Annotated in this window: 18 protein-coding genes; 8 read left to right on the forward strand and 10 right to left on the reverse strand. The window is 68.2% G+C overall.

From position 1 onward, the window contains the following. Nucleotides 1–54: 54 nt before the first annotated feature. The 3 genes from BLT64_RS01400 to capB all read right to left on the reverse strand — a co-directional run bounded on the left by BLT64_RS01400 (nt 55) and on the right by capB (nt 5,441). Complete coding sequence (locus BLT64_RS01400; protein ID WP_011750633.1) at nt 55–1,377, reverse strand: purine-cytosine permease family protein; 1,323 nt, start codon at nt 1,375–1,377, stop codon at nt 55–57. A 97-nt stretch (nt 1,378–1,474) separates the two neighbouring features. Further along, nucleotides 1,475–3,598: a caprolactamase subunit alpha gene (capA, locus tag BLT64_RS01405; protein WP_049792433.1), complete on the reverse strand. Its 2,124-nt coding sequence runs from the start codon at nt 3,596–3,598 to the stop codon at nt 1,475–1,477. Nucleotides 3,599–3,692: 94 nt separating this feature from the next. Then, nucleotides 3,693–5,441 carry a caprolactamase subunit beta gene (gene capB, locus BLT64_RS01410; RefSeq protein ID WP_011750635.1) on the reverse strand — a complete coding sequence of 583 codons (1,749 nt, stop codon included), beginning with the start codon at nt 5,439–5,441 and terminating at the stop codon, nt 3,693–3,695. A 305-nt stretch (nt 5,442–5,746) separates the two neighbouring features. On the opposite strand from capB, the gene BLT64_RS01415 reads away from it, so the two are divergent. Further along, complete coding sequence (locus BLT64_RS01415; RefSeq protein WP_011750636.1) at nt 5,747–6,703, forward strand: AraC-like ligand-binding domain-containing protein; 957 nt, start codon at nt 5,747–5,749, stop codon at nt 6,701–6,703. Nucleotides 6,704–6,706: 3 nt separating this feature from the next. Here the strand turns inward: BLT64_RS01415 and BLT64_RS01420 are convergent, their stop codons facing one another. Beyond that, a complete protein-coding gene (locus BLT64_RS01420; RefSeq protein WP_011750637.1) occupies nt 6,707–7,852 on the reverse strand; it encodes a CaiB/BaiF CoA transferase family protein in 1,146 nt (381 codons plus the stop codon). Further along, nucleotides 7,852–9,063, reverse strand: coding sequence for an acyl-CoA dehydrogenase (locus BLT64_RS01425; protein ID WP_011750638.1), 1,212 nt, complete (start codon nt 9,061–9,063; stop codon nt 7,852–7,854). Before BLT64_RS01425 ends, BLT64_RS01420 begins: the two co-directional genes overlap by 1 nt. Before the next feature lie 85 nt (nt 9,064–9,148). Here BLT64_RS01425 and BLT64_RS01430 point away from each other — a divergent pair, with 85 nt between their 5' ends. Further along, nucleotides 9,149–10,057 (forward strand): LysR family transcriptional regulator, encoded by a 909-nt coding sequence (locus BLT64_RS01430; protein WP_198140532.1) that lies wholly within the window; start codon nt 9,149–9,151, stop codon nt 10,055–10,057. 23 nt (nt 10,058–10,080) lie between these two features. Here the strand turns inward: BLT64_RS01430 and gabT are convergent, their stop codons facing one another. Beyond that, nucleotides 10,081–11,361 carry a 4-aminobutyrate--2-oxoglutarate transaminase gene (gene gabT, locus BLT64_RS01435; protein ID WP_011750640.1) on the reverse strand — a complete coding sequence of 427 codons (1,281 nt, stop codon included), beginning with the start codon at nt 11,359–11,361 and terminating at the stop codon, nt 10,081–10,083. A gap of 143 nt (nt 11,362–11,504) precedes the next feature. Between gabT and BLT64_RS01440 the strand changes: the two genes are divergently transcribed. Next, a complete protein-coding gene (locus BLT64_RS01440) occupies nt 11,505–12,083 on the forward strand; it encodes a cupin domain-containing protein (protein ID WP_041530683.1) in 579 nt (192 codons plus the stop codon). Nucleotides 12,084–12,093: 10 nt separating this feature from the next. Here the strand turns inward: BLT64_RS01440 and BLT64_RS01445 are convergent, their stop codons facing one another. The 3 genes from BLT64_RS01445 to BLT64_RS01455 form a co-directional block, all read right to left on the reverse strand. Beyond that, on the reverse strand, nt 12,094–13,527 hold the full coding sequence (locus tag BLT64_RS01445) for an NAD-dependent succinate-semialdehyde dehydrogenase (protein WP_011750642.1): 1,434 nt from the start codon (nt 13,525–13,527) through the stop codon (nt 12,094–12,096). A gap of 367 nt (nt 13,528–13,894) precedes the next feature. Beyond that, on the reverse strand, nt 13,895–15,694 hold the full coding sequence (gene lepA / locus BLT64_RS01450; protein ID WP_041530477.1) for a translation elongation factor 4: 1,800 nt from the start codon (nt 15,692–15,694) through the stop codon (nt 13,895–13,897). A gap of 41 nt (nt 15,695–15,735) precedes the next feature. Continuing rightward, entirely contained in the window at nt 15,736–16,641 is a 906-nt protein-coding gene (locus tag BLT64_RS01455) for a DMT family transporter (RefSeq protein ID WP_041530478.1), read from the reverse strand. Between the two features lie 116 nt (nt 16,642–16,757). Here BLT64_RS01455 and BLT64_RS01460 point away from each other — a divergent pair, with 116 nt between their 5' ends. From BLT64_RS01460 to BLT64_RS01480, 5 genes are all read left to right on the forward strand, one after another. Continuing rightward, a complete protein-coding gene (locus tag BLT64_RS01460; protein ID WP_041530479.1) occupies nt 16,758–16,943 on the forward strand; it encodes a heavy-metal-associated domain-containing protein in 186 nt (61 codons plus the stop codon). Nucleotides 16,944–17,112: 169 nt separating this feature from the next. Beyond that, nucleotides 17,113–17,418: a hypothetical protein gene (locus BLT64_RS01465; RefSeq protein ID WP_041530480.1), complete on the forward strand. Its 306-nt coding sequence runs from the start codon at nt 17,113–17,115 to the stop codon at nt 17,416–17,418. 7 nt (nt 17,419–17,425) lie between these two features. Beyond that, entirely contained in the window at nt 17,426–18,106 is a 681-nt protein-coding gene (locus tag BLT64_RS01470) for an NAD-dependent deacylase (RefSeq protein ID WP_011750646.1), read from the forward strand. 174 nt (nt 18,107–18,280) lie between these two features. Beyond that, nucleotides 18,281–19,423 carry an alpha-D-ribose 1-methylphosphonate 5-triphosphate diphosphatase gene (locus BLT64_RS01475; protein ID WP_011750647.1) on the forward strand — a complete coding sequence of 381 codons (1,143 nt, stop codon included), beginning with the start codon at nt 18,281–18,283 and terminating at the stop codon, nt 19,421–19,423. 103 nt (nt 19,424–19,526) lie between these two features. Further along, complete coding sequence (locus BLT64_RS01480; protein WP_011750648.1) at nt 19,527–19,865, forward strand: carboxymuconolactone decarboxylase family protein; 339 nt, start codon at nt 19,527–19,529, stop codon at nt 19,863–19,865. 36 nt (nt 19,866–19,901) lie between these two features. Here the strand turns inward: BLT64_RS01480 and BLT64_RS01485 are convergent, their stop codons facing one another. After that, nucleotides 19,902–21,533 (reverse strand): alpha-D-glucose phosphate-specific phosphoglucomutase, encoded by a 1,632-nt coding sequence (locus BLT64_RS01485; protein WP_011750649.1) that lies wholly within the window; start codon nt 21,531–21,533, stop codon nt 19,902–19,904. Nucleotide 21,534: the final 1 nt, after the last annotated feature.

Genomic DNA, 21,534 nt, shown 5'->3' on the forward strand with positions numbered 1-21,534 from the left:
TGGGGCGGAATCTGACAGCAAGGCCGGCTGCGCGCAACCGGCCTTGCGTCGGGGTCAGGACAGCGCCCGGCGCGCCGTCGCCCGGCCGGCCAGCGCCGCATAGGCGGCCGCCGCGACCAGGAAGGTCGCCGGCGCCGACAGCGAGGCCGCCGTGCCGCCCGCGAAATGCAGCGCCAGCCCCGCGCCCGAGGCCAGAAGCCATGCCCCCAGCCCCGCCGGATTGACCGCGCGCGCATCCGCCAGGTCGGTGTCGCCGGCACCGCGATCCGTCGCGATATGGACCAGCGCGATGCCGACCCAGGCCACGACGAAGATGCCCTGATAGGCCAACGCCTGCAGGATATAGGCAAAGACATCGGCCAGCATCAGCGCATAGGCGATGGCGCCGACCACGCAGGCCCAGACCCATTTCGGCAGGTGCAGGCGAAAGACTGTTTCGGCAAAGCTCTCCATGTTCACCGCGGCGAGGTAATAGTTCGCGGTGTTGATCCGGGTCTGCGAGATCCAGACGAAGGCGAGCCCGGCCACGCCCATCAGTTGCACCAGCGCGAAGACGACCGAGACCTCCGAGACCGCGCCCTCGGTCGGCAGGCTGGCGGCCAGGAAGATGCCGACAAGGCCGTTGAGCAGGAAAGCCACGGCATAGAAGGGCGCGCCGAAGTTGATGGTGGCATGGAAACGCGCATCCTCGGGCCGGCCGAAGCGGGCATAGTCATAGGTGAACATCATCAGGATCCAGACGCCCATATAGGCGACGAAGCAGTCCCACCAGCCGCCGGCGGGCGCGCCGCCCTGCGGCCCAAGGTTCAGCCATGCGTCCGAATAGCCGTATTCCGCCACCGCCAGCACCACCGCGGCAACCAGCCCCAGCAGGTAGAAGGGCAGAAGCACGCCGTTGAACTTGTCCAGCCAGTTCTGGATCGAGCCAAAGATCAGCGCCACCGAATAGACCGCCACCACCAGCGCCGCCAGCGGATAGGAGATGCCGGCATATTCCCGCAGGGCGACGGCGATCACCGAGCCCTCGAATACCGCGTAATAGATCGCGGTGGCAAAGAAGATCAGCGTCGCCACCGCCGCCCCGCTGCGCCCCAGAAGGATGCGCGAGAACAGCGAGACGCTGAGCCCGGTGCGGATCGCGTGCCGCACCAGCACCGCATTCACCGCCGCATAGGCGACGACCGACAGCACCAGCCCGATAATGGCGTTTCGCGCGCCATAGGCCAGCGCCAGCGATGCGGCGATGACCAGATAGAACATGGCCGAGCAGACCGACCACCAGGCCATCGTCAGGGGCAGCCGGCCCATACGCTGGTCGCGCGGCACCGGCCGGTCCGAAAATTCCAGTTCTTCCGAATTGTCCAAAGATCCAGCCATGGCTGAAGCTCCCTGTTTGGTTCTTGTGATTGGATACGGATGGGCGGGGCCTTGCGCGGCCCCGCCCGGCCTCCGTCAGGCCCATGTCAGGCCCATGTCAGGCCTCGGCCAGCACCTTGGCCTGTCCTTGCGTCCCGGCCGCGCCGCTTGCCACGGTCACGACATAGACGCCGTTGCCGTCCAGTTCGGCGACCCAGCCCGGCTCGATGACGATGGTGGTCGTCACTTCCTGGATGACCGCCGGGCCGGTGACGACGTCGCCCGCGCCCAGCTTCGCGCCGTCATAGACCGGGGTTTCGTGCTTGCGGCCCGAGGCGTCGAAGATCATCTCGCGCGTGCCCGACAGCGCCGCATGCGCGCCGTGCCCCGACGCGATCCGCATCCGCGCCGGACGCTCGACCGCGCCCGAGATGGCGCTTTCCACGTTCACCACCTCGACCGGGCTGTGCGGCTCGGCATAGGTGTAAAGCTCTTCGTGGCGGGCGTGGAAGGCGGCCTTGAGGCGTTCCAGCGCCGCCTCGTCGATGGCGAAGGGATCGACGCTGACCGTGCATTCATGCACTTGCCCGACATAGCGCATGTCGAGGCTGCGGCGAATGCCGATCCGGTCGGGGGCGAAATCGTCGGCCATCAGGTCGGCGCGGCCCCTGTCCTCCAGCCGGGCGAATGTCTCGTCCAGCCGCCTGGCCGCCTCGGCCCCTTCCAGCCGCGCGGCGATGGGGGCCATGTAGTTGTATTTCACGTCCGAGATGATCTGACCGAAGGCGCAAAGCCCCGACGCGAGCTTGGAGACCAGCACCTTGCCGATGCCCATCTCGCGCGCCAGCGCGGTGATATGCGCGCCCGTGGCGCCACCGGCGCAGTTCAGCACGAAGTCGCGCGGATCGTAGCCGCGCTCGACCGAGACGCGGCGGATCGCGTTCACCATGTTGTTGTTGACGATGGTGAACATGCCGTAGGCCGCCGTCTCGACGCTGATGCCCAGGGGCTCGGCCAGGTGCTTGCGGATCGCCTCGCGCGCCTTTTCCACGCCGAGCGGCAGGCGGCCGCCGACCAGGCCCTCGGGGTTCAGGTAGCCCAGCACCAGGTTCGCGTCGGTCGTCGTCGGCCGCTCGCCGCCCTTGCCGTAGCAGGCCGGGCCGGGTTCCGAGCCCGCCGATTGCGGCCCCATCTGCATCAGCCCCATCGAGTCGATCCAGCCGATCGAGCCGCCGCCCGCGCCCAGGGTTTCCACCTGGATCATCGGGATGCCGATGCGATAGCGCAGGAAGTCGATGTTCTTCGACACGTTGGCCTGGCCCTCGCGGGTCAGGGTGATGTCGAAGCTGGTGCCGCCCATGTCGACCGTGATGATGTCCTCAAGGCCGTAGGGCTCGCCCAGATAAAGCGCCGCCCTGGGCGCCGAGGCGGGGCCGGAATTGATCGCATAGACCGACTGGTCCGAGACCACCGACCCCAGCGCCAGCCCGCCGTTCGACTGGAAATAGCGCACCGGCTGGCGCGCGCCGAGGCTTTGGAAATAGCCGTCCACCGCCTGCACGTAGCGCGACAGGATCGGCGCCAGATAGGCATTCACGATGGCGGTCGAGGTGCGGGTGTATTCGCGCACCTGCGGATAGAGCTGGCTGCCGACGGTCAGGCGCACATCCGGCATCATCTCGCGCACGATCTGGGCGGCGCGCAGCTCGTGATCGGGGTGCAGGACCGACCAGACGAAGCTGATCGCGACCGATTCGACGCCCTCGCGCAGGAAATGCCGGCAGGCTTCGCGCACCTCCTCCTCGTTCAGCGGGGTGTGGACGGCGCCGGTCGAGATCACCCTTTCGCCGACCCCGCACCGCAGATGGCGCGGCACCAGCATGGTCGCGGGCGGATAGTCCGGGTCGTAGCGATAGCCGTCCTCCTTGTGGCCGAGACGGATCTCGATGCTGTCCTCGTGCCCCCTGGTGGCGATCAGGCCGGTCTTGGCGCCGGTATGGGTGATCAGCGCGTTCAGCCCCACCGTGGTGCCGTTGATGCAGAGATCGGCGTTCGAGACCAGATCGCGCGGGGTGATGCCCGTCTCTTCCTCGATCAGCGCAAGGCCGTTCCTGATGGCCAGCGTCGGGTCCTGCGGGGTCGAGAGCGCCTTGAAGATGCGCAGGGCGCCCTCGCGGTCGGCGAGGATGAAGTCGGTGAAGGTGCCGCCGGCGTCGATGCCAAGGCGATATTGGTGTTTCATGGCGGGTTCCATCTTTGGCTGCCTCCGGCGGGCCCGGCGCCGGGGGCTTCGCGCCCCCGGACCCCCGCGGAGTATTTGGAAAACGGAGAAGGGCTTACGCGGCGCGCAGGGCGGCGGTGGCGGCGTGATCGACGGCAAGCGTCGCGGCATCGGCGATGACGACGCCGTAATCCAGCCGCGCGCCCTCCAGGCTGACGAGGCCGTTCCTGACATCCTCGACCACCTTCTCGACCGGGCGGGCATAGGGGTTGCCGTAGCCGCCGCCGCCGGGATTGCGGTTCGCGGCGCGTTCGCCGGGCTGGATGGTCTCGATGACGTTTTCGGTGATGACCTGCGTCTCGCCATTGCGCGTCACCTCGAGCCGGCCGACCTTGGGCGGGATCAGCGCCGAGCGGGCGCCGGCCGCACCCATGGCCGGGATGCGGCGCCCCTCGCCGAAGGTGACCAGCGTCATCGGGCTGTCCAGCGGCTCGACCTCCCAGCAGGTGCCCGAGCCGCCGCGGAACTGGCCGGCGCCGCCCGAATCCTGCATCAGCGAATAGCGGTGGATGATGATCGGATAGCTGTGTTCCAGCATCTCGATATCGCCCGAAGTCAGCGCGCCGAAGCAGCATTCCGGCCCGCAGGCGTGCCAGCCGTCCTGGCTGGCCGTGGCCCCCGCCCCCGAGATGATCGAGGCCAGCACCATGGTCACATATTCCTCGTCATGGCGCTTGTCCCAGCCGGCGATGTTGCAGCCGTTGGCATGGCCCCAGCTGGCCGAGACCTTGGCCGGCGCCGCCTGCTCGAAGGCCAGCCGCACCGCGTCGGTCAGCGTCTCCATCGGCGTGGTGGTGCAGTTCATGTGCGGCGCGGGGGATTTCGCGTTGCAGAGCGTGCCGCGCGGACCCATGTCGGTGGTCACGCAGCGATAGAGCCCCTCGTTATAGGGCGGCGGCAATTGCGCGAACATCATCAGGCCCAGGTAGACGCCGGAATGGCTGTTGCCTTCGTAGCTGTTGATGAAATAGGGCACCTGCGGCGGCGAGCTGATGGCGATGTGGCAGCCGTCCCCCTGGATCGTCACCGTGGCGGTGATGTCCATGTCGCCGAAGCCGTGGCCCGCATCCTCGAGCACCGCCGTGCCGGTATAGGTGCCGTCGGGCACCTGCGCGATGAGCTTGCGCATATGCGCCTCGGCCATGTCCAGCAGTTCGGCGATGCAGTCCTGCACCACCTGCTTGCCGTATTTGTCCATCAGCCGGACCAGGTTGCGGGCGCCGACCTGGCAAGCGCCGATCAGGGCATTGAAGTCGCCCTCCTGGTCGCGGCGCGCGCGCATGTTGGTCAGCAGCAGGTTCATCACGTCGTGGCGCGGCTTGCCGCGATCCCACAGCTTGACGGGCGGGATGCGCAGCCCCTCGGCATAGATCTCGGTCGCGTTGGGGTTGTAGCCCGCCGGGACCGGGCCGCCGACATCGGTCAGGTGGCCCTTGCAGACGGTCCAGAACACCAGCTCGCCCTGGTAGAAGACCGGGTAATACATGCAGGTGTCGATGATATGGCTGCCGCCATAGGCCGGGTCGTTGTGCAGGATCAGGTCGCCCTCGTGGATGTCGCCCTGAAAGAAGTTCGCGACCGATTTCATCGCCGGGATCAGGCTGCCGAGGTGGATCGGAATGTCCTGGCCTTGCAGGATCATCTCGGGCGTGTGGTTGAAGAGCGCGGTCGAATAATCATGCGCGAGGTTGAAGACCGAGCTGCGGGCGGTCTGTTCCAGCGTCAGCGTCATCTCGCGCTGCGTGGTCTCCAACACGCCGCGCACCACCGAAAGCGTGATGGGGTCGGGTTTTGGTCTGGTCATGGCTTTTCCCTGTCTTGGGCCGCGTGGGCGCGCGCAGCAGGGCAGCCGGGCAACGGCTGGTTCATGGTCTTCTCCCTGCGGCGTGCCGTCTGGCGCGGCATCTTTTCGGTCAGGCCATGGTGCGGCGCGGCCGGCCCGCGGTCTTGACGGCGGGTGCGGATAAACTTGTCATTCCGTGCAGCCTTGCCGATCCGCGCGGCAGGATTTGCCCCGCGGCGCAGCCGCCTGCCCCGCGCGCGAGTTTTCTTTTGCCCGATTGCTCCGGGCACGCTACGAATCGCGGAACCGATGCGGGGAGGCGCATCATGACCCTGGAAAGCTACAGCACCGCCGCGGCCGCACCGCCCGAACGCGCGGCGCATTGGTCGGCCATCATCGCGGATACCTATTTCCCGCTGCACCTGAGCTATCGCGACCCTGCCACCTTCCAGGGCCGGCTGGAGCGGCGCAGCGCCGGGCCGGTGTCGCTGTCGCGGCTGCGCACCGAACCGGCGCGCTATGAGCGGGTGCCCGGCCTGATCCGGCAGGGCGAGGCCGAGGAATACCTGGTCACCATCCCCAGCCTCGCGCCGGTGCTGTTCCGCCAGTTGGGCCGCGACATCACCTGCGCCCCCGGTGGCTTCATCATCGAGCGCGGCGACGAGCCCTATCGCTTCGCCTATCAGGCACGCAACGACCTTCTGGTGATGAAGATCGCCCGTGGCGCGCTGGCCGAAAGGCTGCGCCAGCCGGACCGGCTTTGCGCCACCGTCTTCGACGGGCGCGACGGCTTGGGCGGTTTGTTCGCCGAGACGGTGCGCCGCGCCCATGCCCTGTCCGATGCGGAGGGGGCCGCCGATGTGCTGGGCCGGCACCTGATCGAGCTGCTGGCGCTGGCGCTGGACCACCAGGCGGAAACCGACGGCGGCGCGGCCACGGTGGTCCGCGCCGCGCATCTGAAGCGCGCGCAGGACGCGATCTTGCGCAACCTGACCGATCCCGAGCTATCGCCCGGGACGGTGGCCGCGGCCTGCGGCATCTCGAAACGGTATCTGCACGACCTGTTCGGCGATACCGACGCCACGGTCGCGCAATTCATCCGCGAGGCGCGGCTGAAGGCGGCACGGGACATGTTGCAGATGCCGGGCGACCTGTCGCTGGCCGCCATCGCCTATCGCTTCGGCTTCGGCGACCAGGCGCAGTTCTCGCGGCTGTTCCGGGCCATGTTCGGCCAGAGCCCCAGCAGCTATCGCGCCGCCTGCCGCGCGGGGCGGCAGGGCTAGGGCTCAGCCCTCAAAGCGCCATTCGCCATCGCCAAGCGCCGGGGCCGCGCGTTCGGTCACCAGCGGGCTGCGCGAAAAGCGCAACGGGCTGCGCAGCCCGGCGATGCCCTCGGGCGCGATGCGCAGGGCGCGGGCCTGGACCTGCGGCTCGGCCAGGGCCTCGGCCACGTCGTTGACCGGGCCGGCGGGGACACCCGCCCCTTCCAGCGCGGCGATCAGCGCAGAGCGGGCGAAACGGCGCGTGGCTTCGGCCAAGAGCGGCACCAGCCGCGCACGGTTCGCCACCCGCGCGGGGTTGGTGGCAAAGTCCGGGTCATCCGCCAGTGTGGGCAGTTCCAGCACTCGACACAGCGCTGCAAACTGACGGTCATTCCCGCAGGCGACGATCAGATGCCCGTCCGAGGCCGGGAACAGCTGATAGGGCACGATGTTGGGATGCGCATTGCCCAGCCGGTGCGGCACCGCGCCGCCCAGCAGGTAGTTCGTCGCCTGGTTGGCCAGCACCGCCACCCCGCAATCCAGCAGCGACAGGTCCAGATGCTGGCCCAGGCCCGACCGCGCCCGCTCGGCCAGCGCCGCCTGCACGGCGATCACCCCGTAAAGCCCGGTGAAGATGTCGATCCAGGCCACGCCGACCTTCTGCGGCTCGCCCTGCGGATCGCCGGTCAGGTCCATGATGCCCGACATGCCCTGGATCAGGAAATCATAGCCCGGCTGCGCCGCCCGCGGCCCGTCCTGCCCGAAGCCGGTGATCGAGGCATAGACCAGCCGCGGATTGCGTGCCGAAAGCGTCTGGTAGTCCAGCCCGAACTTGCGCAATCCGCCCAGCTTGAAATTCTCGATCACCACGTCGGCCTGGTCGATCAGCGCCCGCAGGCGCTCCAGATCAGCGGGATCGTTGAAGTCGCAAGTCACCGAGCGCTTGCCGCGATTGGCGGCGTGGAAATAGGCCGCGACCCGTTCGGTCGTCCCGTCGGCGCGCGGCCGCTCGATGAAGGGCGGGCCCCAGCGGCGGGTGTCGTCGCCCTCGGGCGCCTCGACCTTGATGACCTCGGCGCCCAGATCGGCCAGCGTCTGGCCGATCCACGGCCCGGCCAGGATGCGCGCCAGTTCGACGACGCGCAGCCCCTGCAATGCCGGCTGATCCATCACGCAAACGCCTGGATGCCGGTCTGCGCCCTGCCAAGGATCAGCGCATGCACGTCATGCGTGCCCTCATAGGTGTTCACCGTTTCCAGGTTCTGCGCGTGCCGCATGACGTGATAGCCGATCTGGATGCCGTTGCCGCCATGCATGTCGCGGGCCTGGCGCGCGATCTCCAGCGCCTTGCCGCAATTGTTGCGCTTGACGATGGAAATCATCTCGGGCGCGAACTTGCCCTCGTCGAACAGCCGCCCGACCCGCAGGCTGGCTTGCAGCCCCAGCGCGATCTCGGTCTGCATGTCGGCCAGCTTTTTCTGGTAAAGCTGCGTCGCGGCCAACGGGCGGTTGAACTGGTGACGATCCAGCCCGTATTGCCGGGCACGGAACCAGCAATCCTCGGCCGCGCCCATCGCGCCCCAGCTGATGCCGTAGCGCGCGCGGTTCAGGCAGCCGAAGGGACCGCCCATGCCCTCGATGTTCGGGAGCAGCGCGTCCTCGCCGACCTCGACATTCTCCATCACGATCTCGCCGGTGATCGAGGCGCGCAGGCTCAGCTTGCCCTTGATCTTGGGCGCTGAAAGGCCGGGCGTGCCCTTGTCCAGCACGAAGCCGCGCACCTTGCCGCCATGCGCCTCGGACTTGGCCCAGACCACGAAGACATCGGCGATGGGCGCGTTCGAGATCCACATCTTGGACCCGTTCAACACATAGCCGCCCCCGGTCTTGCGGGCCACGGTGCGCATGCCGGCGGGGTCGGAGCCCGCATCCGGCTCGGTCAGGCCGAAGCAGCCGATGAACTCGCCCGAGGCCAGTTTCGGCAGGTATTTCTGCTTCTGCGCCTCGCTGCCATAGGCCTCGATGGGAAACATCACCAGCGAGCTTTGCACCGAAGCCATCGAGCGATAGCCCGAATCGATGCGCTCGATCTCGCGCGCGACCAGCCCATAGGCGACGTAAGAGGCGCCGACGCCGCCATAGGCCTCGTCCACGGTGACGCCCAGAAGGCCCGAGGCGCCCATCTCGCGGAATATCTCGGGATCGGTCTCCTCGTTCAGATAGGCGGCCTCGACGCGCGGCGCCAGCCGGTCGGCGGCGAAGGCCGCGGCACTGTCGCGGATCATCCGCTCTTCCTCGGTCAGCTGATCCTCCAGCAGGAACGGGTCGGACCACGAGAAAGGGCTGCCCTTGTGCGATTTCGTCGTCACGTCATGCCTCATGCGCTGATGCTTGTCGGATCATTCATTACCGCTTTCAAACCGGGCCGGAAAATGGATAATCCTCATTACTTCATGCACGGGGTGAATGTTCTTGCGGCAAAGGCGCTTTCTTCCGAACCTCAGCCTGCTGCTGGCCTTCGACGCGGTGATGCGTACCGGCTCGGTCACCGGCGCGGCGCAGGACCTGGGGCTGACGCAAAGCACGGTCAGCCGGCTGCTGCAAAGCCTGGAGGCGCAACTGGGGCAGGAACTGTTCATCCGCCACAAGAAGCGCCTGACCCCGACCGAGGCGGCCGAGCGGTATTTCCGCGATATTTCCGCCGCGCTGGACCTGATCCAGCGCGGCAGCATGTCGCTGATCGCCAACCCGGATGGAGGCTCACTGGATCTGGCGGTTCTGCCGACCTTTGCCACGCGCTGGCTGGCGCCGCGGCTGCCGGATTTCCTGTCAGGGCATCCGGGCGTGTCGATCAACCTGACCACGCGCTTTCGCCGCTTCAGCTTCGATGAGGAGCCCTTTGACGCGATGATCTTCTACGGCCGGGACGACTGGCCGGGGGCCGAGCATCTGAAACTGTTCGATGAACGCCTCACCGCCTGCGCCGCACCCGATCTGCTGGCACGAAACCCGGTGGCAACGCCCGCCGATCTGGCCGGGATGGTGCTGTTGCAGTTGCCGACCCGCCCCGATGCCTGGCAGGCATGGTTCCGGGGACAGGGCGCCGAGCCGCCCGCGCCTCTGGACGGGATGATGATGGACCAGTTCTCGATGATGATCCAGGCGGCGATTTCGGGACTGGGGATCGCGCTCCTGCCCGATTACCTGGCCCGGGTCGAGATCGCCGAGGGCCGGCTGGCGCCGGTGCTGCGCCAGGGCGTGCCGGGCAGCGGCGCCTATTGGCTGGCCTGGCCGGAGCGCAAGGCCGGGCTGAAGCCGCTGGCCGCCTTTCGCGACTGGATCGCCGACCGCATGGCACGGGACGGCATGGGATAGCGGGCGGCCGGGGCCGTCCGCTTTCAGGCCGGGACCAGCGCCGCCTCGATGGCCGCTTCCAGGATCGCCAGCGCCTCGGACAATTGCTCGTCGGGGATGGTCAGCGGCGGCAGCAGGCGGATCACGTTGTAGCGCGTGCCGCAGGACAGCAGGATCAGCCCGCGCGCCTCGGCCTCGGCCACGATGGCGGCGGTCAGTTGCGCGTCGGGCTGGCTGCGGTCGCCGGCCTGCACCAGTTCAAAGGCGTTCATTGCACCAAGGCCGCGCACATCGCCGATGGCCGGGAACCGTTCGGCCAGCTTCTGCAGGCGCGAGCGGATGGCCGAGCCGATTTCCTCGGCGCGGGCGCAAAGGTCTTCGTCCTCGATCACCTCCAGCACGGCCAGCGCGGCGGCGATGGCCAGCGGGTTGCCGGCATAGGTGCCGCCCAGACCGCCCGGGGCGGGCGCGTCCACGATCTCGGCCCGTCCGGTCACTGCCGACAGCGGAAAGCCCCCGGCAAGCCCCTTGGCCATGGTCACCAGGTCGGGCGCCACGCCGGAATGCTGGAAGCCGAACATGCGGCCGGTGCGGGCCATCCCGGCCTGGATCTCGTCGCCGATCAGCACGATGCCATGCGTGTCGCAGATCCGGCGCAGCGCGGCCAGGAACTCGGGCGGCGCAACGTTGAAGCCGCCCTCGCCCTGGACCGGCTCGACGATGATCGCCGCCACGCGCCGGGGGTCGATCGACGAGGCCAGCAGCGTTTCCAGATGCGCGACGGCCTGCGCGACGGATACGCCGGCCATGGCGTTCGGGAAGATGGCGTGATGGATCTCGGGCGGCATGGCGCCGAAGCCGGCCTTGTAGGGCGCGACCTTGCCGGTCAGCGCCATGCCCAGAAGCGTGCGGCCATGGAAGGCACCGTTGAAGGCGATCACGCCCGAACGTCCGGTAAAGGCCCGCGCCATCTTCACCGCATTCTCGACCGCCTCGGCGCCGGTGGTGGCGAACATGGTCTTTTTCGCGAAATCTCCCGGGGTCAGCGCGTTCAGCCGCTCGGCCAGCGCGACATAGGCTTCGTAGGGCGCGACATGGAAGCAGGTATGGGTGAAGTCCCGCATCTGGCGCTGCACCGCCTCGATCACCGCCGGATGGCGATGGCCGGTATTGTTCACCGCGATGCCGGCGGCGAAATCCAGCATCCGCCGGCCGTCCGCGGTCCAAAGCTCGGCATTCTCGGCCCGGACGGCATAGATGTCCCGCGTGCCGACGCCCCGCGCCACCGCCGCCTTGCGCCGCTCGATCAAGTGCTTCGATTCCATATCCAGACCTCCATGCTGATGGAATCGGATTACATCATGCTCAATATATTGAGCAATGATTTTCTTCGATCTGCGACAGGATGCGGAACTGGCGCGCAATCCCCGGCCCTGATACCCTCTCGCAAAACGGCATCGGGGCAAGGATGAGCGATTTCGACGTGGGCGCGCGGCTGAAAGAGCTGCGCAGCGCGGCAAACATGTCGCAGCGGCAGCTGGCCGAGGCTTCGGGCGTGCCGCATGGCCAGGTCTCGATGATCGAGACCGGGCGCTCCAGCCCCTCGGTCGCCTCGCTGCGCAAGATCCTTGGCGGGCTGGGCGTCACCATGTCCGAGTTCTTCGAGCCGGACCTGCCGCAAAGCCCGCAGCCCTTCTTTACCCCGGCCGAACTGCGCGACCTGACCTCGCGGCTTTATTCCGCGGCGCAGGGGCCGGTCGGCCGCATGACCCTGCGCCAGGTCGGCGATGCGCGGCTGCACAACCTGCAGATCCTGCACGAACGCTATGAGCCGGGCGCCGATACCGGCGAGACCATGCTGGCCCATCACGGCAGCGAGGGCGGCATCGTCGTCGCCGGCGAGATCGAGCTGACCGTGGCCGACCAGACCCGGGTGCTGAAGGCGGGGGACAGCTATCTGTTCGCCTCGACCCAGCCGCATCGCTTTCGCAATGTCTCGGATCGCGAGGCGGTGGTCGTCAGCGCCTGCACCCCGCCCTATCTCTAGCCCCTGATCTTTAGCCCTTGCGGGTGACCAGGCGGGTTTGCAGATAGGCGCCGATCGCCTCGGACCCGCCCTCGGTCCCCATGCCGGAATCGCCGATGCCGCCAAAGGGCAGTTCGGGCAGCGACAGGCCGATATGGTTGATCGTCAGCATCCCGGCCTGGATTTCGTCCTGCAATCGCTGCACGCGGGCCGAACTGCCCGTCCAGGCATAGCTGGCCAGGCCATAGGGCAGCCGGTTCGCCTCGGCAAAGGCTTCGTCGTCGCTGCGGAAACGGTTGACCACGGCGATGGGGCCAAAGGGCTCTTCGTTCATCACCGCCGCATCCGCGGGCACGTCGGTCAGCACGGTCGGAGCAAAGAACCAGCCCTCGTTGCCGATCCGCGCGCCGCCGGTCGCCAACCGGGCGCCGCGATCCAGCGCGTCGCGGATCAGCCGCTCGATGGCGGGGATGCGGCGCTCGTTCGCCAGCGGCCCCATGGCGCTGTCCGGGTCCGTTCCCGGCCCGACCTTGGCGGCGGCCAGAGCGGCAGTGAAGCCTTCGGTGAAACGATCCGCCACCGCCTCTTGCACCAGGAACCGCGTGGGCGAGATGCAGACCTGCCCGGCATTGCGCAGCTTCGAGGCCGCCATGGCCGCGACCGCCGCATCGACATCGGCATCCTCGAAGACCAGCACCGGCGCATGGCCGCCCAGCTCCATGGTGGCGGGCTTCATGTGCAGCCCGGCCATCGCCGCCAGTTGCTTGCCCACCGCCGTCGAGCCGGTGAAGGACACCTTGCGGATCACCGGATGCGGGATCAGGTAGGACGAAATCTCGGCCGGATCGCCATAGACCAGGTTCACCACCCCCGCCGGCACGCCGGCATCGACAAAGCAGCGGACCAGTTCTGCAGGCGAGGCCGGGGTTTCCTCGGGCGCCTTGACGATGATGGTGCAACCCGCGGCCAATGCGGCTGAAACCTTGCGAACCGCCTGATTGATCGGGAAATTCCACGGCGTGAAGGCGGCGACCGGACCCAGCGGCTCCTTGACCGTCAGCTGGGTGACGCCCGGCAGCCGCGCTGGGATGACCTGGCCATAGGTGCGGCGCGCCTCTTCGGCGAACCATTCGATGATCTCGGCCCCGGCCAGGGTCTCGATCCGCGCCTGCGCCAGCGGCTTGCCCTGTTCGGCCACCATCAGCGCGGCGATGGCTTCGGCGCGCTCGCGCAGCAGCGCCGCCGCCTTGCGCATCAGGTCCGAGCGATGCAGCGGCGAGCTGCGCCTCCATTCCGCAAAGGCGCGGTCGGCGGCGGCCAGTGCCTCGTCCAGATCGGCGATGCCGGCGCGGGCGACGCGGCCGATCTCGGCCCCCGTGGCCGGGTTCAGCACCGGCAGGCTGCGCCCGTCCCGCGCGGGACGCCAGGCGCCGTCGATCAAAAGCTGCGTGTCCGGATAGTTCATCCTGTCCCCCTGCTGGAATTGCGCGCCCCCTTGCCGGCCGCGAAGGCTGCACAGGCCGCAGGGGTGACGGTGCCCGTCATAAGGCAGGAAAGAGGCGTTTTCAATCAGGATTGCTCAATATCCTGAACATGCCTGCCGGGCGATACGGTGAGCGCGCCCATGGGGTTGCTCGGGATACAGCACCGCGCTTTCGGCGGATGGCCGGCCGCCCAGGCGATCACGGCCCGCGCGAATTTTCGGCATGGAAGCAGGCCGGTCCAGGAACCGGCGGAAAGGGGCAGACGCAATCCGGCCCGGCGCGGCGCGGCCAAGACCGCGCCATGGCTTTCGCAGCAAGGCTCACGCGGCCAGGACTTGCGTGCCGCCCCTAGCCGTCCATCTTCAGCGCCTGGATGAAGGCGGTCTGCGGGATCTCGACCTTGCCGAACTGGCGCATCTTCTTCTTGCCGGCCTTCTGCTTTTCCAGCAGCTTCTTCTTGCGCGTCGCGTCGCCGCCATAGCATTTCGCCGTCACGTCCTTGCGCATCGCCGACAGCGTCTCGCGCGCGATCACGCGGCTGCCGATGGCGGCCTGGATCGGGATCTTGAACATGTGGCGCGGGATCAGTTCCTTCAACTTCTCGACCATCGCCCGGCCGCGCGATTCGGCGCGGTCGCGGTGGACCATGATCGACAGCGCATCCACCGGCTCGTCGTTCACCAGGATCGACATCTTGACCAGATAATCCTCGCGATACTCGCTGATCTGGTAGTCGAAGCTGGCATAACCCTTGGTCACCGATTTCAGCCGGTCGTAGAAGTCGAAGACTACCTCGGCCAGCGGCAGGTCATAGACCACCATCGCCCGGTTGCCGGCATAGGTCAGGTCCATCTGGATGCCGCGGCGGTCCTGGCAGAGCTTGAGCACGTCGCCAAGATATTCGTCCGGCACCATGATCGTGGCCTTGATGCGCGGCTCCTCGATATGGTCGACATAGGTCAGGTCGGGCATGTCGGCGGGGTTGTGCAACTCGCGCATCTCGCCGTCCTTCATATGCAGCCGGAACACCACCGAAGGCGCGGTGGTGATCAGGTCCAGGTCGTATTCGCGCTCCAGCCGGTCGCGGATCACTTCCAGGTGCAGAAGCCCCAGGAAGCCGCAGCGGAAGCCGAAGCCAAGCGCGGCCGAGGTCTCCATCTCGTAGCTGAAGCTCGCATCGTTCAGCGCCAGCTTCTCGATGGCATCGCGCAGCGCCTCGAAATCGTTGGCGTCGACAGGGAACAGCCCGCAGAACACCACCGGCTGCGCCGGCTTGAAGCCCGGCAGCGGGGTGTCGGTGCCCTTTCTCTCATGCGTGATGGTGTCGCCGACGCGGGTGTCGCGCACCTGCTTGATCGAGGCGGTCAGCACGCCGATCTCGCCCGGCCCCAGTTCGGCGATATCCTGCATCTGCGGGCGCAGCACGGCAAGCTTGTCGATGCCGTAGACGGCATTGGTCTGCATCATGCGGATGCGGTCGCCCTTGCGGATCACCCCGTCCATGACCCGGATCATGACCACGACGCCCAGATAGGGGTCATACCACGAATCGACCAGCATGGCTTTCAGGGGCGCGTCGCGGTCGCCCTTGGGGGCCGGCAGGCGGGTGACGATGGCCTCCAGCACGTCGGGGATGCCAAGGCCGGTCTTGGCCGATATCTCGATGGCGTCATGGGCGTCGATGCCGATCACGTCCTCGATCTGTTCCTTGACGCGGTCGGGCTCGGCCGCGGGCAGGTCGATCTTGTTCAGCACCGGCACGATATCGTGCCCGGCATCGATGGCCTGGTAGACATTGGCCAGCGTCTGCGCCTCGACCCCCTGGGTGGCGTCCACGACCAGCAGCGAGCCCTCGACCGCGCGCATGGAACGGCTGACCTCATAGGCGAAGTCCACATGGCCGGGCGTGTCGATCAGGTTCAGCACATAGGTCCGCCCGTCGCGCGCCGGATATTCGATGCGCACGGTGTTGGCCTTGATGGTGATGCCCCGCTCGCGCTCGATATCCATGCTGTCGAGCAGCTGGGCCTTCATGTCGCGTTCGGCGACCGTGCCCGTCAGCTGGATCAGCCTGTCGGCCAGGGTGGATTTGCCGTGGTCGATATGGGCCACGATCGAGAAATTGCGGATGAGGTCAAGGTCGGTCATGGCCGGGCTATACAAGGGCTTTGGCGTTGCGGAAAGAGGGTTCATGCGGCCGTGACGAAACCGGCCTCGCGCAGCCGGCGGCGGCGCAGCGCGGCCTCGCGCCACATGGTGTAGCAGCCCGAGGCGACGATGATCGCGGCGCCGGTCAGCGTCGGCGCGTCGGGACGCTCACCGAAGACGAGAAAGGCGAGGATCAGGGCAAAGACCAGCCGGGCATAGCGATAGGGTGCGAGCGCCGAGGCCTCGCCCAGCCGGGTTGCGCTGACCAGCAGCGCATAGCCGCCGACCCCCACGATGATGCAGGCCAGGAACAGCAGCCATTGCCGCAGGCTCGGCAGGACGAATTCCTGCCCCAGCACCAGCCCCATCAGCACCGCGGCGATCAGGATGGCGAAGAAGGCCGAGGCGGCCAGTTGGTCGGAACGGATATGGGCCGGCACGCGGCGGGTGGCGATGTCGCGCGCGGCCAGTCCCACCACCGCCATCAGCGCCATCAGCGAGACCGGCTGGAAGCCCGCCAGCCCCGGCCGGATCACCAGCAGCACGCCAAGAAAGCCGACGATGATCGCGCTCCAGCGCCGCCAGCCGACCGGCTCGCCCAGAAACAGCGCCGCGCCCAGCACGATGGCCAGGGGCAGCGCCTGCATGATCGCCGAGGTCGAGGACAGTTCGGTCAGCGCCAGCGCCACGACGATGCCGATCGAGCCCACCGCTTCCATCAACCCGCGGAACAGCACGATGGGGCGGGCAAGGTCGCGGGTGAACAGCCGCCCGCCCTTGAGCTTCAGCATGGCGCCGAAGGCCAGAAAGCCCAGAAGCCCGATCAGGGCCAGCACCTGCGCATAGGGCAGTTCGGCTGCCAGCAGCTTGATGAACATGTCCTCGAAGGCGAACAGCACCATCGAGACGACCATCAGGATCGCGCCACGGAAGTTTTCGGTGACCATTGGTCGCAGCCTCATGAGGGGGAGTTGCGCCCGCGGCGCCGCGACGCGATCATAGGCCGCTTCCCGGGCAAGCGAAAGGCCCGGGCCAGGCGAAAAACGGGCGAAAGGACGGGCCGATGAAATTCCGCGTCGAGGACATGAGCTGCGGCCATTGCACCGCCGCCATCGAAAGGGCGGTAACCGAGGCGGGCGGTCGGGCCGCCTGCGACCTGCCCTCGCGCAGCGTCGCGGTCGAGGGGCTGGATGCCGCCCGCGCGGCCCAGGTGATTCGCGAAGCGGGCTATACGCCCGAGCCGGCCTGAACGCATATCTTGGGGTCGCTTGCGCCCCGGCCGCCATCCTTGGGCCGGCCCATGCCGCCCTGTCGCAATTGAGGCGCAGGGCGGCTTCTGCTAAGCTTTGCCCCACAAGATGCGCGGCCGAAAGAGGGTGCCCAGCCCCGTTGCCGCGGCAGGAGCCGAGGAGACAGACATGTTCAACCGACTGATGATCGCCGCCGCCGCGGTGGTGCTGACCACGCCGCTCGCCGTCGCCGGTCCGATCGATTCCGCCTGCGTGCGTTCGGAACGCGCCGCGCGCAGCAGCCAGGTCTGCGGCTGCATCCAGCAGGTCGCCGACCAGACGCTGTCGCGTTCGGACCAGCGCCGCGCCGCCCGCTTCTTCCGCGATGCGGACAAGGCGCAAGAGGTGCGCATGTCGAAAAGCGATGCCGACAACGCCTTCTGGGCGCGCTACAAGAACTTCGCCGCAGCAGCCGAGGCCTATTGCGCGCGCTGAGGATCTCATGCGCATCACCGTGCTGACGGGGGCCGGCATTTCGGCCGAAAGCGGGATCAGGACGTTCCGCGCCACTGACGGGCTGTGGGAATCCCACCGGATCGAGGACGTCGCCACGCCCCAGGGCTTTCAGCGCGACCCGGCACTGGTGCATCGCTTCTACAACCAGCGCCGCGCCGATGCCGCCCGCGCCCAGCCCAACCTTGCGCATCGGGCGCTTGCACGGCTTGCGGAACATCACCGGGTGACGCTGGTCACGCAGAACGTGGACGACCTGCACGAACGCGGCGGCTCGCCCGAGGTGATCCACATGCATGGCAGCCTGCTCGGCGCGCTCTGCGCCGGCTGCGGGCATCGCTGGCCGGCGGCGCTGGTGATGCGGGCGCTGGACCCCTGCCCCAGTTGCGGCAAGCCGCAGACACGGCCCGACATCGTCTGGTTCGGCGAGATCCCCTATCACATGGAGCGGATATGGGAGGCGGTCGAACAGGCCGACCTCTTCGCCGCCATCGGCACCTCGGGCCTCGTCTATCCGGCGGCGGGGCTGGCGCAGCACGCCCGCCGCAACGGTGCCGAAACGGTCGAACTGAACCTGGCCGCCTCGGCCGTCAGCCGCGATTTCACCGATCGCCGCACCGGCCCCGCGACCGAGGTGGTGCCGCAATGGGTGGCCGCGCTCTGCAACTGACCGCTCCTGCGCCCTTTCCGTTGCCGAAATACCCCGGGGGAACGCCGGACAGGCCCCGCCAAGGGGCCTGTCCGGCGTGGGGGCAGCGCCCCCGCCCCCGGCCCAGCGGGCGCCGCGCTTGACCATGGCGCCGCAATCGGCCACCCCTTGCCCGCCGAAACCCGAAAGCCCGCCATGACCCGCACCATCCTCGCCAATGCCCGCCTGATCCTGCCCGAAGCCGTGACGCCCGGTGCCATCGTCGTCGAGGACGGCGCCATCGCCGCGATCCAGCCGGGCACCGCCGTTCCCGCCGGTGCGCTGGACATGGGCGGCGACTACCTCGCCCCCGGCATGGTCGAGTTGCACACCGACAACCTGGAGCGCCACATCCGCCCGCGCCCCGGCGTGGACTGGCCCCATGCCGCCGCCATCCTGGCGCATGACGCCGAGCTTGCCGGTTGCGGCATCACCACGGTCTTCGACGCCATGCGCGTGGGCTCGATCCCGAACGAGGGACCGGATCAGGATTACGACAAATATGCCCGCGAACTGGCGCATGAGCTGGCGGCGATCCGGGCGCGGGACGCCTTGCGCATCAGCCATTTCCTGCATCTGCGCGCCGAAATCTGCTCGCAGACCCTGCTGGCCGAGCTGGACGAGTTCGGGCCCGAGGACCGGGTCGGCATCATCAGCCTGATGGACCACACTCCCGGCCAGCGCCAGTTCCGCGACGTCTCGAAGCTGGCGCAATACGTGCAGGGGAAATACAAGCTTTCGGACGCGGAATTCGCCGATCACGTCGCCCGGCTCAAGGATCTGCGCGCGCGCTTCGGCGACCGGCACGAGGCCGCCGCGGTCGAGATCGCGCACCGGCTGGGCGCGGTGCTGGCCAGCCACGACGACACCACGGCCGAGCATGTCGCGCTTTCGGCCGGCCATGGCGTGCGGCTGGCCGAGTTCCCGACCACCCCCGAGGCAGCGGCCGCCTGCCACGACCACGGCATCATGGTGATGATGGGGGCGCCGAACCTGATCCGCGGCGGCAGCCATTCCGGCAATGTCTCGGCGGCAGAACTGGCGCGGGCCGGGCACCTGGACATCCTGTCGTCGGACTATGTGCCCTCGGGATTGCTGGCCGGGGCGCTGATCCTGGCGCGGATCTGGGACGACCTGCCGCGCGCCGTGGCGACGGTGACGGCCAACCCGGCCCGGGCGGCGGGGCTGGCCGACCGCGGCCGCCTTGCGCCGGGGCTGCGCGCCGACCTGATCCGCTTCGCGATGCTGGAGGACACGCCGGTCATGCGCGAGACCTGGGTGCGCGGGCGGCGGGTCTGAACCTTGCCGCAAACCTGCGAAAATTCGCAACTTCCTTGATCTGGATCAAGCCGCACCCATTCGCGCCGGGCTAGGCCATGCCCGGCCAGAAGGAGTGCGAACCATGAGCTACAAGGCAAAGATCGACGGGATGCGCGGCGAATTGCGGGTAATGAACAAGGCCATCCCCGACACCGCCAAGGGCTTCGGCACGCTGTCCAAGGCGGTGCATGACGGCGGCGTTCTGGACGTCAAGACCAGGGAATTCATCGCCCTTGGCATGGCCATCGTCCAGCGTTGCGAACCCTGCATCCTGCTTCATGTCGAGGCGCTGATGAAGGCCGGCGCCACGCGCGAGGAACTGGGCGACGTGCTGTCCATGGCGATCCAGATGAGCGGCGGGCCGGGCATGATGTATGCCGGCCATGCGCTGGCCTGCTGGGACGAACTGGCCGCCGGCTGAGCCCGGCCCCCGACGGGAACGAGCCCGACCCCGCGCTCAGGTGATCACGTCGGGCGCGGTGCGGCCGGTGCGGGCGCGGATGCCGGCGATTTCCTCGGCGGCGGCGATGACCCCGGCCAGCGCCTCTTGCGGGTCGTCCTGCATCCGGGCCGGGTCGGTCTCGACCCGCTCCAGGTAGACGCGCAGCGTCGCGCCCTCGGTGCCGGTGCCCGACAGGCGCAGCACGATGCGGCCGCCGCCTTCGGTCATGATGCGCAGGCCCTGTCCCTCGCTGCGCGAGCCGTCGACCGGGTCGTCATAGGCGAACTCGTCCGCCGCCTCGATCCGCAGCCCGGCCGCGGACCGGCCCGGCAGGCTGCCCAGCTTGCCCCGCAGCGCCGCCACCAGCTCGCCCGCGGCCGCCGCATCCACCGCCTCGTAGTCGTGGCGGGAATAATAGTTGCGGCCGTATTTCGCCCAGTGATCGGCCATGATCCCGGCCACCGGCTGCCGGCGCTCGGCCAGCAGGTTCAGCCAGAACAGCACCGCCCAGAGCCCGTCCTTTTCCCGCACATGGTCCGAGCCCGTGCCGGCGCTTTCCTCGCCGCAGAGCGTCGCCTTGCCGGCATCGAGCAGGTTGCCGAAGAACTTCCAGCCGGTCGGCGTCTCGTAGCAGGCAAGGCCCAGGCTCTCGGCCACCCGGTCCAGCGCCCGCGAGGTCGGCATGGAGCGCGCCACGCCCTTCAGCCCGCCGGCATAGGCCGGGACCAGCGTCGCGTTGGCCGCCAGCACCGCAAGGCTGTCCGAAGGCGTCACATAGCAGTCGCGGCCGACGATCATGTTGCGGTCGCCGTCCCCGTCCGAGGCAGCGCCGAAATCGGGCGCATCCGCGCCGAACATCGCATCCATCAGATCCTTGGCCCAGATCGGGTTCGGATCGGGATGGCCGCCGCCGAAATCGGGGCTTGGGACGGCATTCACCACCGAGCCCGCGGGCGCGCCCAACTCGCCCTCCAGGATCGCCTTGGCATAGGGTCCGGTCACCGCGTGCATGGCGTCGAAGCGGATGCGGAAGCCGTCCGCGAACAGCGCGCGGATCTTGTCGAAGTCGAAGATCGAGCGCATCAGGTCGGCGTAGTCGGCGACCGGATCGACCACCTCGATCTCCATCCCGCCCAGAATCCTGGTCCCCGGCGTGGACAGGTCGGCGTCCTGCGCGTCCAGGATGCGGTATTCGGTCAGCGCCTTGGTGGCCTCGAAGATCTTTTCGGTCACCGGCTCGGGCGCCGGGCCGCCATTGGCGACGTTATACTTGACGCCGAAATCCTCGGTCGGGCCGCCGGGATTGTGGCTGGCGGACATGATGATGCCGCCATCCGCCCCGCGCAGCCGGATCAGGTGCGAGGCGGCGGGGGTCGAGAGCAGCGCGTTCTGCCCGACGATCACCTTTTTCGCGCCGCTGGCCGCCGCCATGCGCAGGATGACCTGCGCGGCGCGGTCGCCGAAATAGCGCCCGTCTCCGCCCAGCACATAGGTCTTGCCTTCGGCGCCGCCGGTGCCGTTCCAGATCGCCTGCACGAAGTTTTCCAGGTAATGCGGCTGCATGAAGACCGGGGTCTTCTTGCGCAGGCCCGAGGTGCCGGGTTTCTGCCCCGCGATGGGCTGGGTCGGGACGGTGTGAACGGTCATG

This window comes from Paracoccus denitrificans, assembly GCF_900100045.1.
In the GTDB taxonomy this organism is placed as follows: domain Bacteria; phylum Pseudomonadota; class Alphaproteobacteria; order Rhodobacterales; family Rhodobacteraceae; genus Paracoccus; species Paracoccus denitrificans.

What these genes read in the sequence shown, in the direction of transcription:
- BLT64_RS01465 (WP_041530480.1), top strand. Translation starts at nt 17,113, where the DNA reads ATGTTCAACCGACTGATGATCGCCGCCGCCGCGGTGGTGCTGACCACG.
- BLT64_RS01470 (WP_011750646.1), top strand. Translation starts at nt 17,426, where the DNA reads ATGCGCATCACCGTGCTGACGGGGGCCGGCATTTCGGCCGAAAGCGGG.
- BLT64_RS01445 (WP_011750642.1), bottom strand. Translation starts at nt 13,527, where the DNA reads ATGAACTATCCGGACACGCAGCTTTTGATCGACGGCGCCTGGCGTCCC.
- BLT64_RS01485 (WP_011750649.1), bottom strand. Translation starts at nt 21,533, where the DNA reads ATGACCGTTCACACCGTCCCGACCCAGCCCATCGCGGGGCAGAAACCC.
- BLT64_RS01425 (WP_011750638.1), bottom strand. Translation starts at nt 9,063, where the DNA reads ATGAGGCATGACGTGACGACGAAATCGCACAAGGGCAGCCCTTTCTCG.
- BLT64_RS01480 (WP_011750648.1), top strand. Translation starts at nt 19,527, where the DNA reads ATGAGCTACAAGGCAAAGATCGACGGGATGCGCGGCGAATTGCGGGTA.
- BLT64_RS01455 (WP_041530478.1), bottom strand. Translation starts at nt 16,641, where the DNA reads ATGGTCACCGAAAACTTCCGTGGCGCGATCCTGATGGTCGTCTCGATG.
- BLT64_RS01440 (WP_041530683.1), top strand. Translation starts at nt 11,505, where the DNA reads ATGAGCGATTTCGACGTGGGCGCGCGGCTGAAAGAGCTGCGCAGCGCG.
- lepA (WP_041530477.1), bottom strand. Translation starts at nt 15,694, where the DNA reads ATGACCGACCTTGACCTCATCCGCAATTTCTCGATCGTGGCCCATATC.
- BLT64_RS01400 (WP_011750633.1), bottom strand. Translation starts at nt 1,377, where the DNA reads ATGGCTGGATCTTTGGACAATTCGGAAGAACTGGAATTTTCGGACCGG.
- BLT64_RS01420 (WP_011750637.1), bottom strand. Translation starts at nt 7,852, where the DNA reads ATGGATCAGCCGGCATTGCAGGGGCTGCGCGTCGTCGAACTGGCGCGC.
- gabT (WP_011750640.1), bottom strand. Translation starts at nt 11,361, where the DNA reads ATGGAATCGAAGCACTTGATCGAGCGGCGCAAGGCGGCGGTGGCGCGG.
- BLT64_RS01475 (WP_011750647.1), top strand. Translation starts at nt 18,281, where the DNA reads ATGACCCGCACCATCCTCGCCAATGCCCGCCTGATCCTGCCCGAAGCC.
- capB (WP_011750635.1), bottom strand. Translation starts at nt 5,441, where the DNA reads ATGACCAGACCAAAACCCGACCCCATCACGCTTTCGGTGGTGCGCGGC.
- BLT64_RS01430 (WP_198140532.1), top strand. Translation starts at nt 9,149, where the DNA reads ATGTTCTTGCGGCAAAGGCGCTTTCTTCCGAACCTCAGCCTGCTGCTG.
- capA (WP_049792433.1), bottom strand. Translation starts at nt 3,598, where the DNA reads ATGAAACACCAATATCGCCTTGGCATCGACGCCGGCGGCACCTTCACC.
- BLT64_RS01460 (WP_041530479.1), top strand. Translation starts at nt 16,758, where the DNA reads ATGAAATTCCGCGTCGAGGACATGAGCTGCGGCCATTGCACCGCCGCC.
- BLT64_RS01415 (WP_011750636.1), top strand. Translation starts at nt 5,747, where the DNA reads ATGACCCTGGAAAGCTACAGCACCGCCGCGGCCGCACCGCCCGAACGC.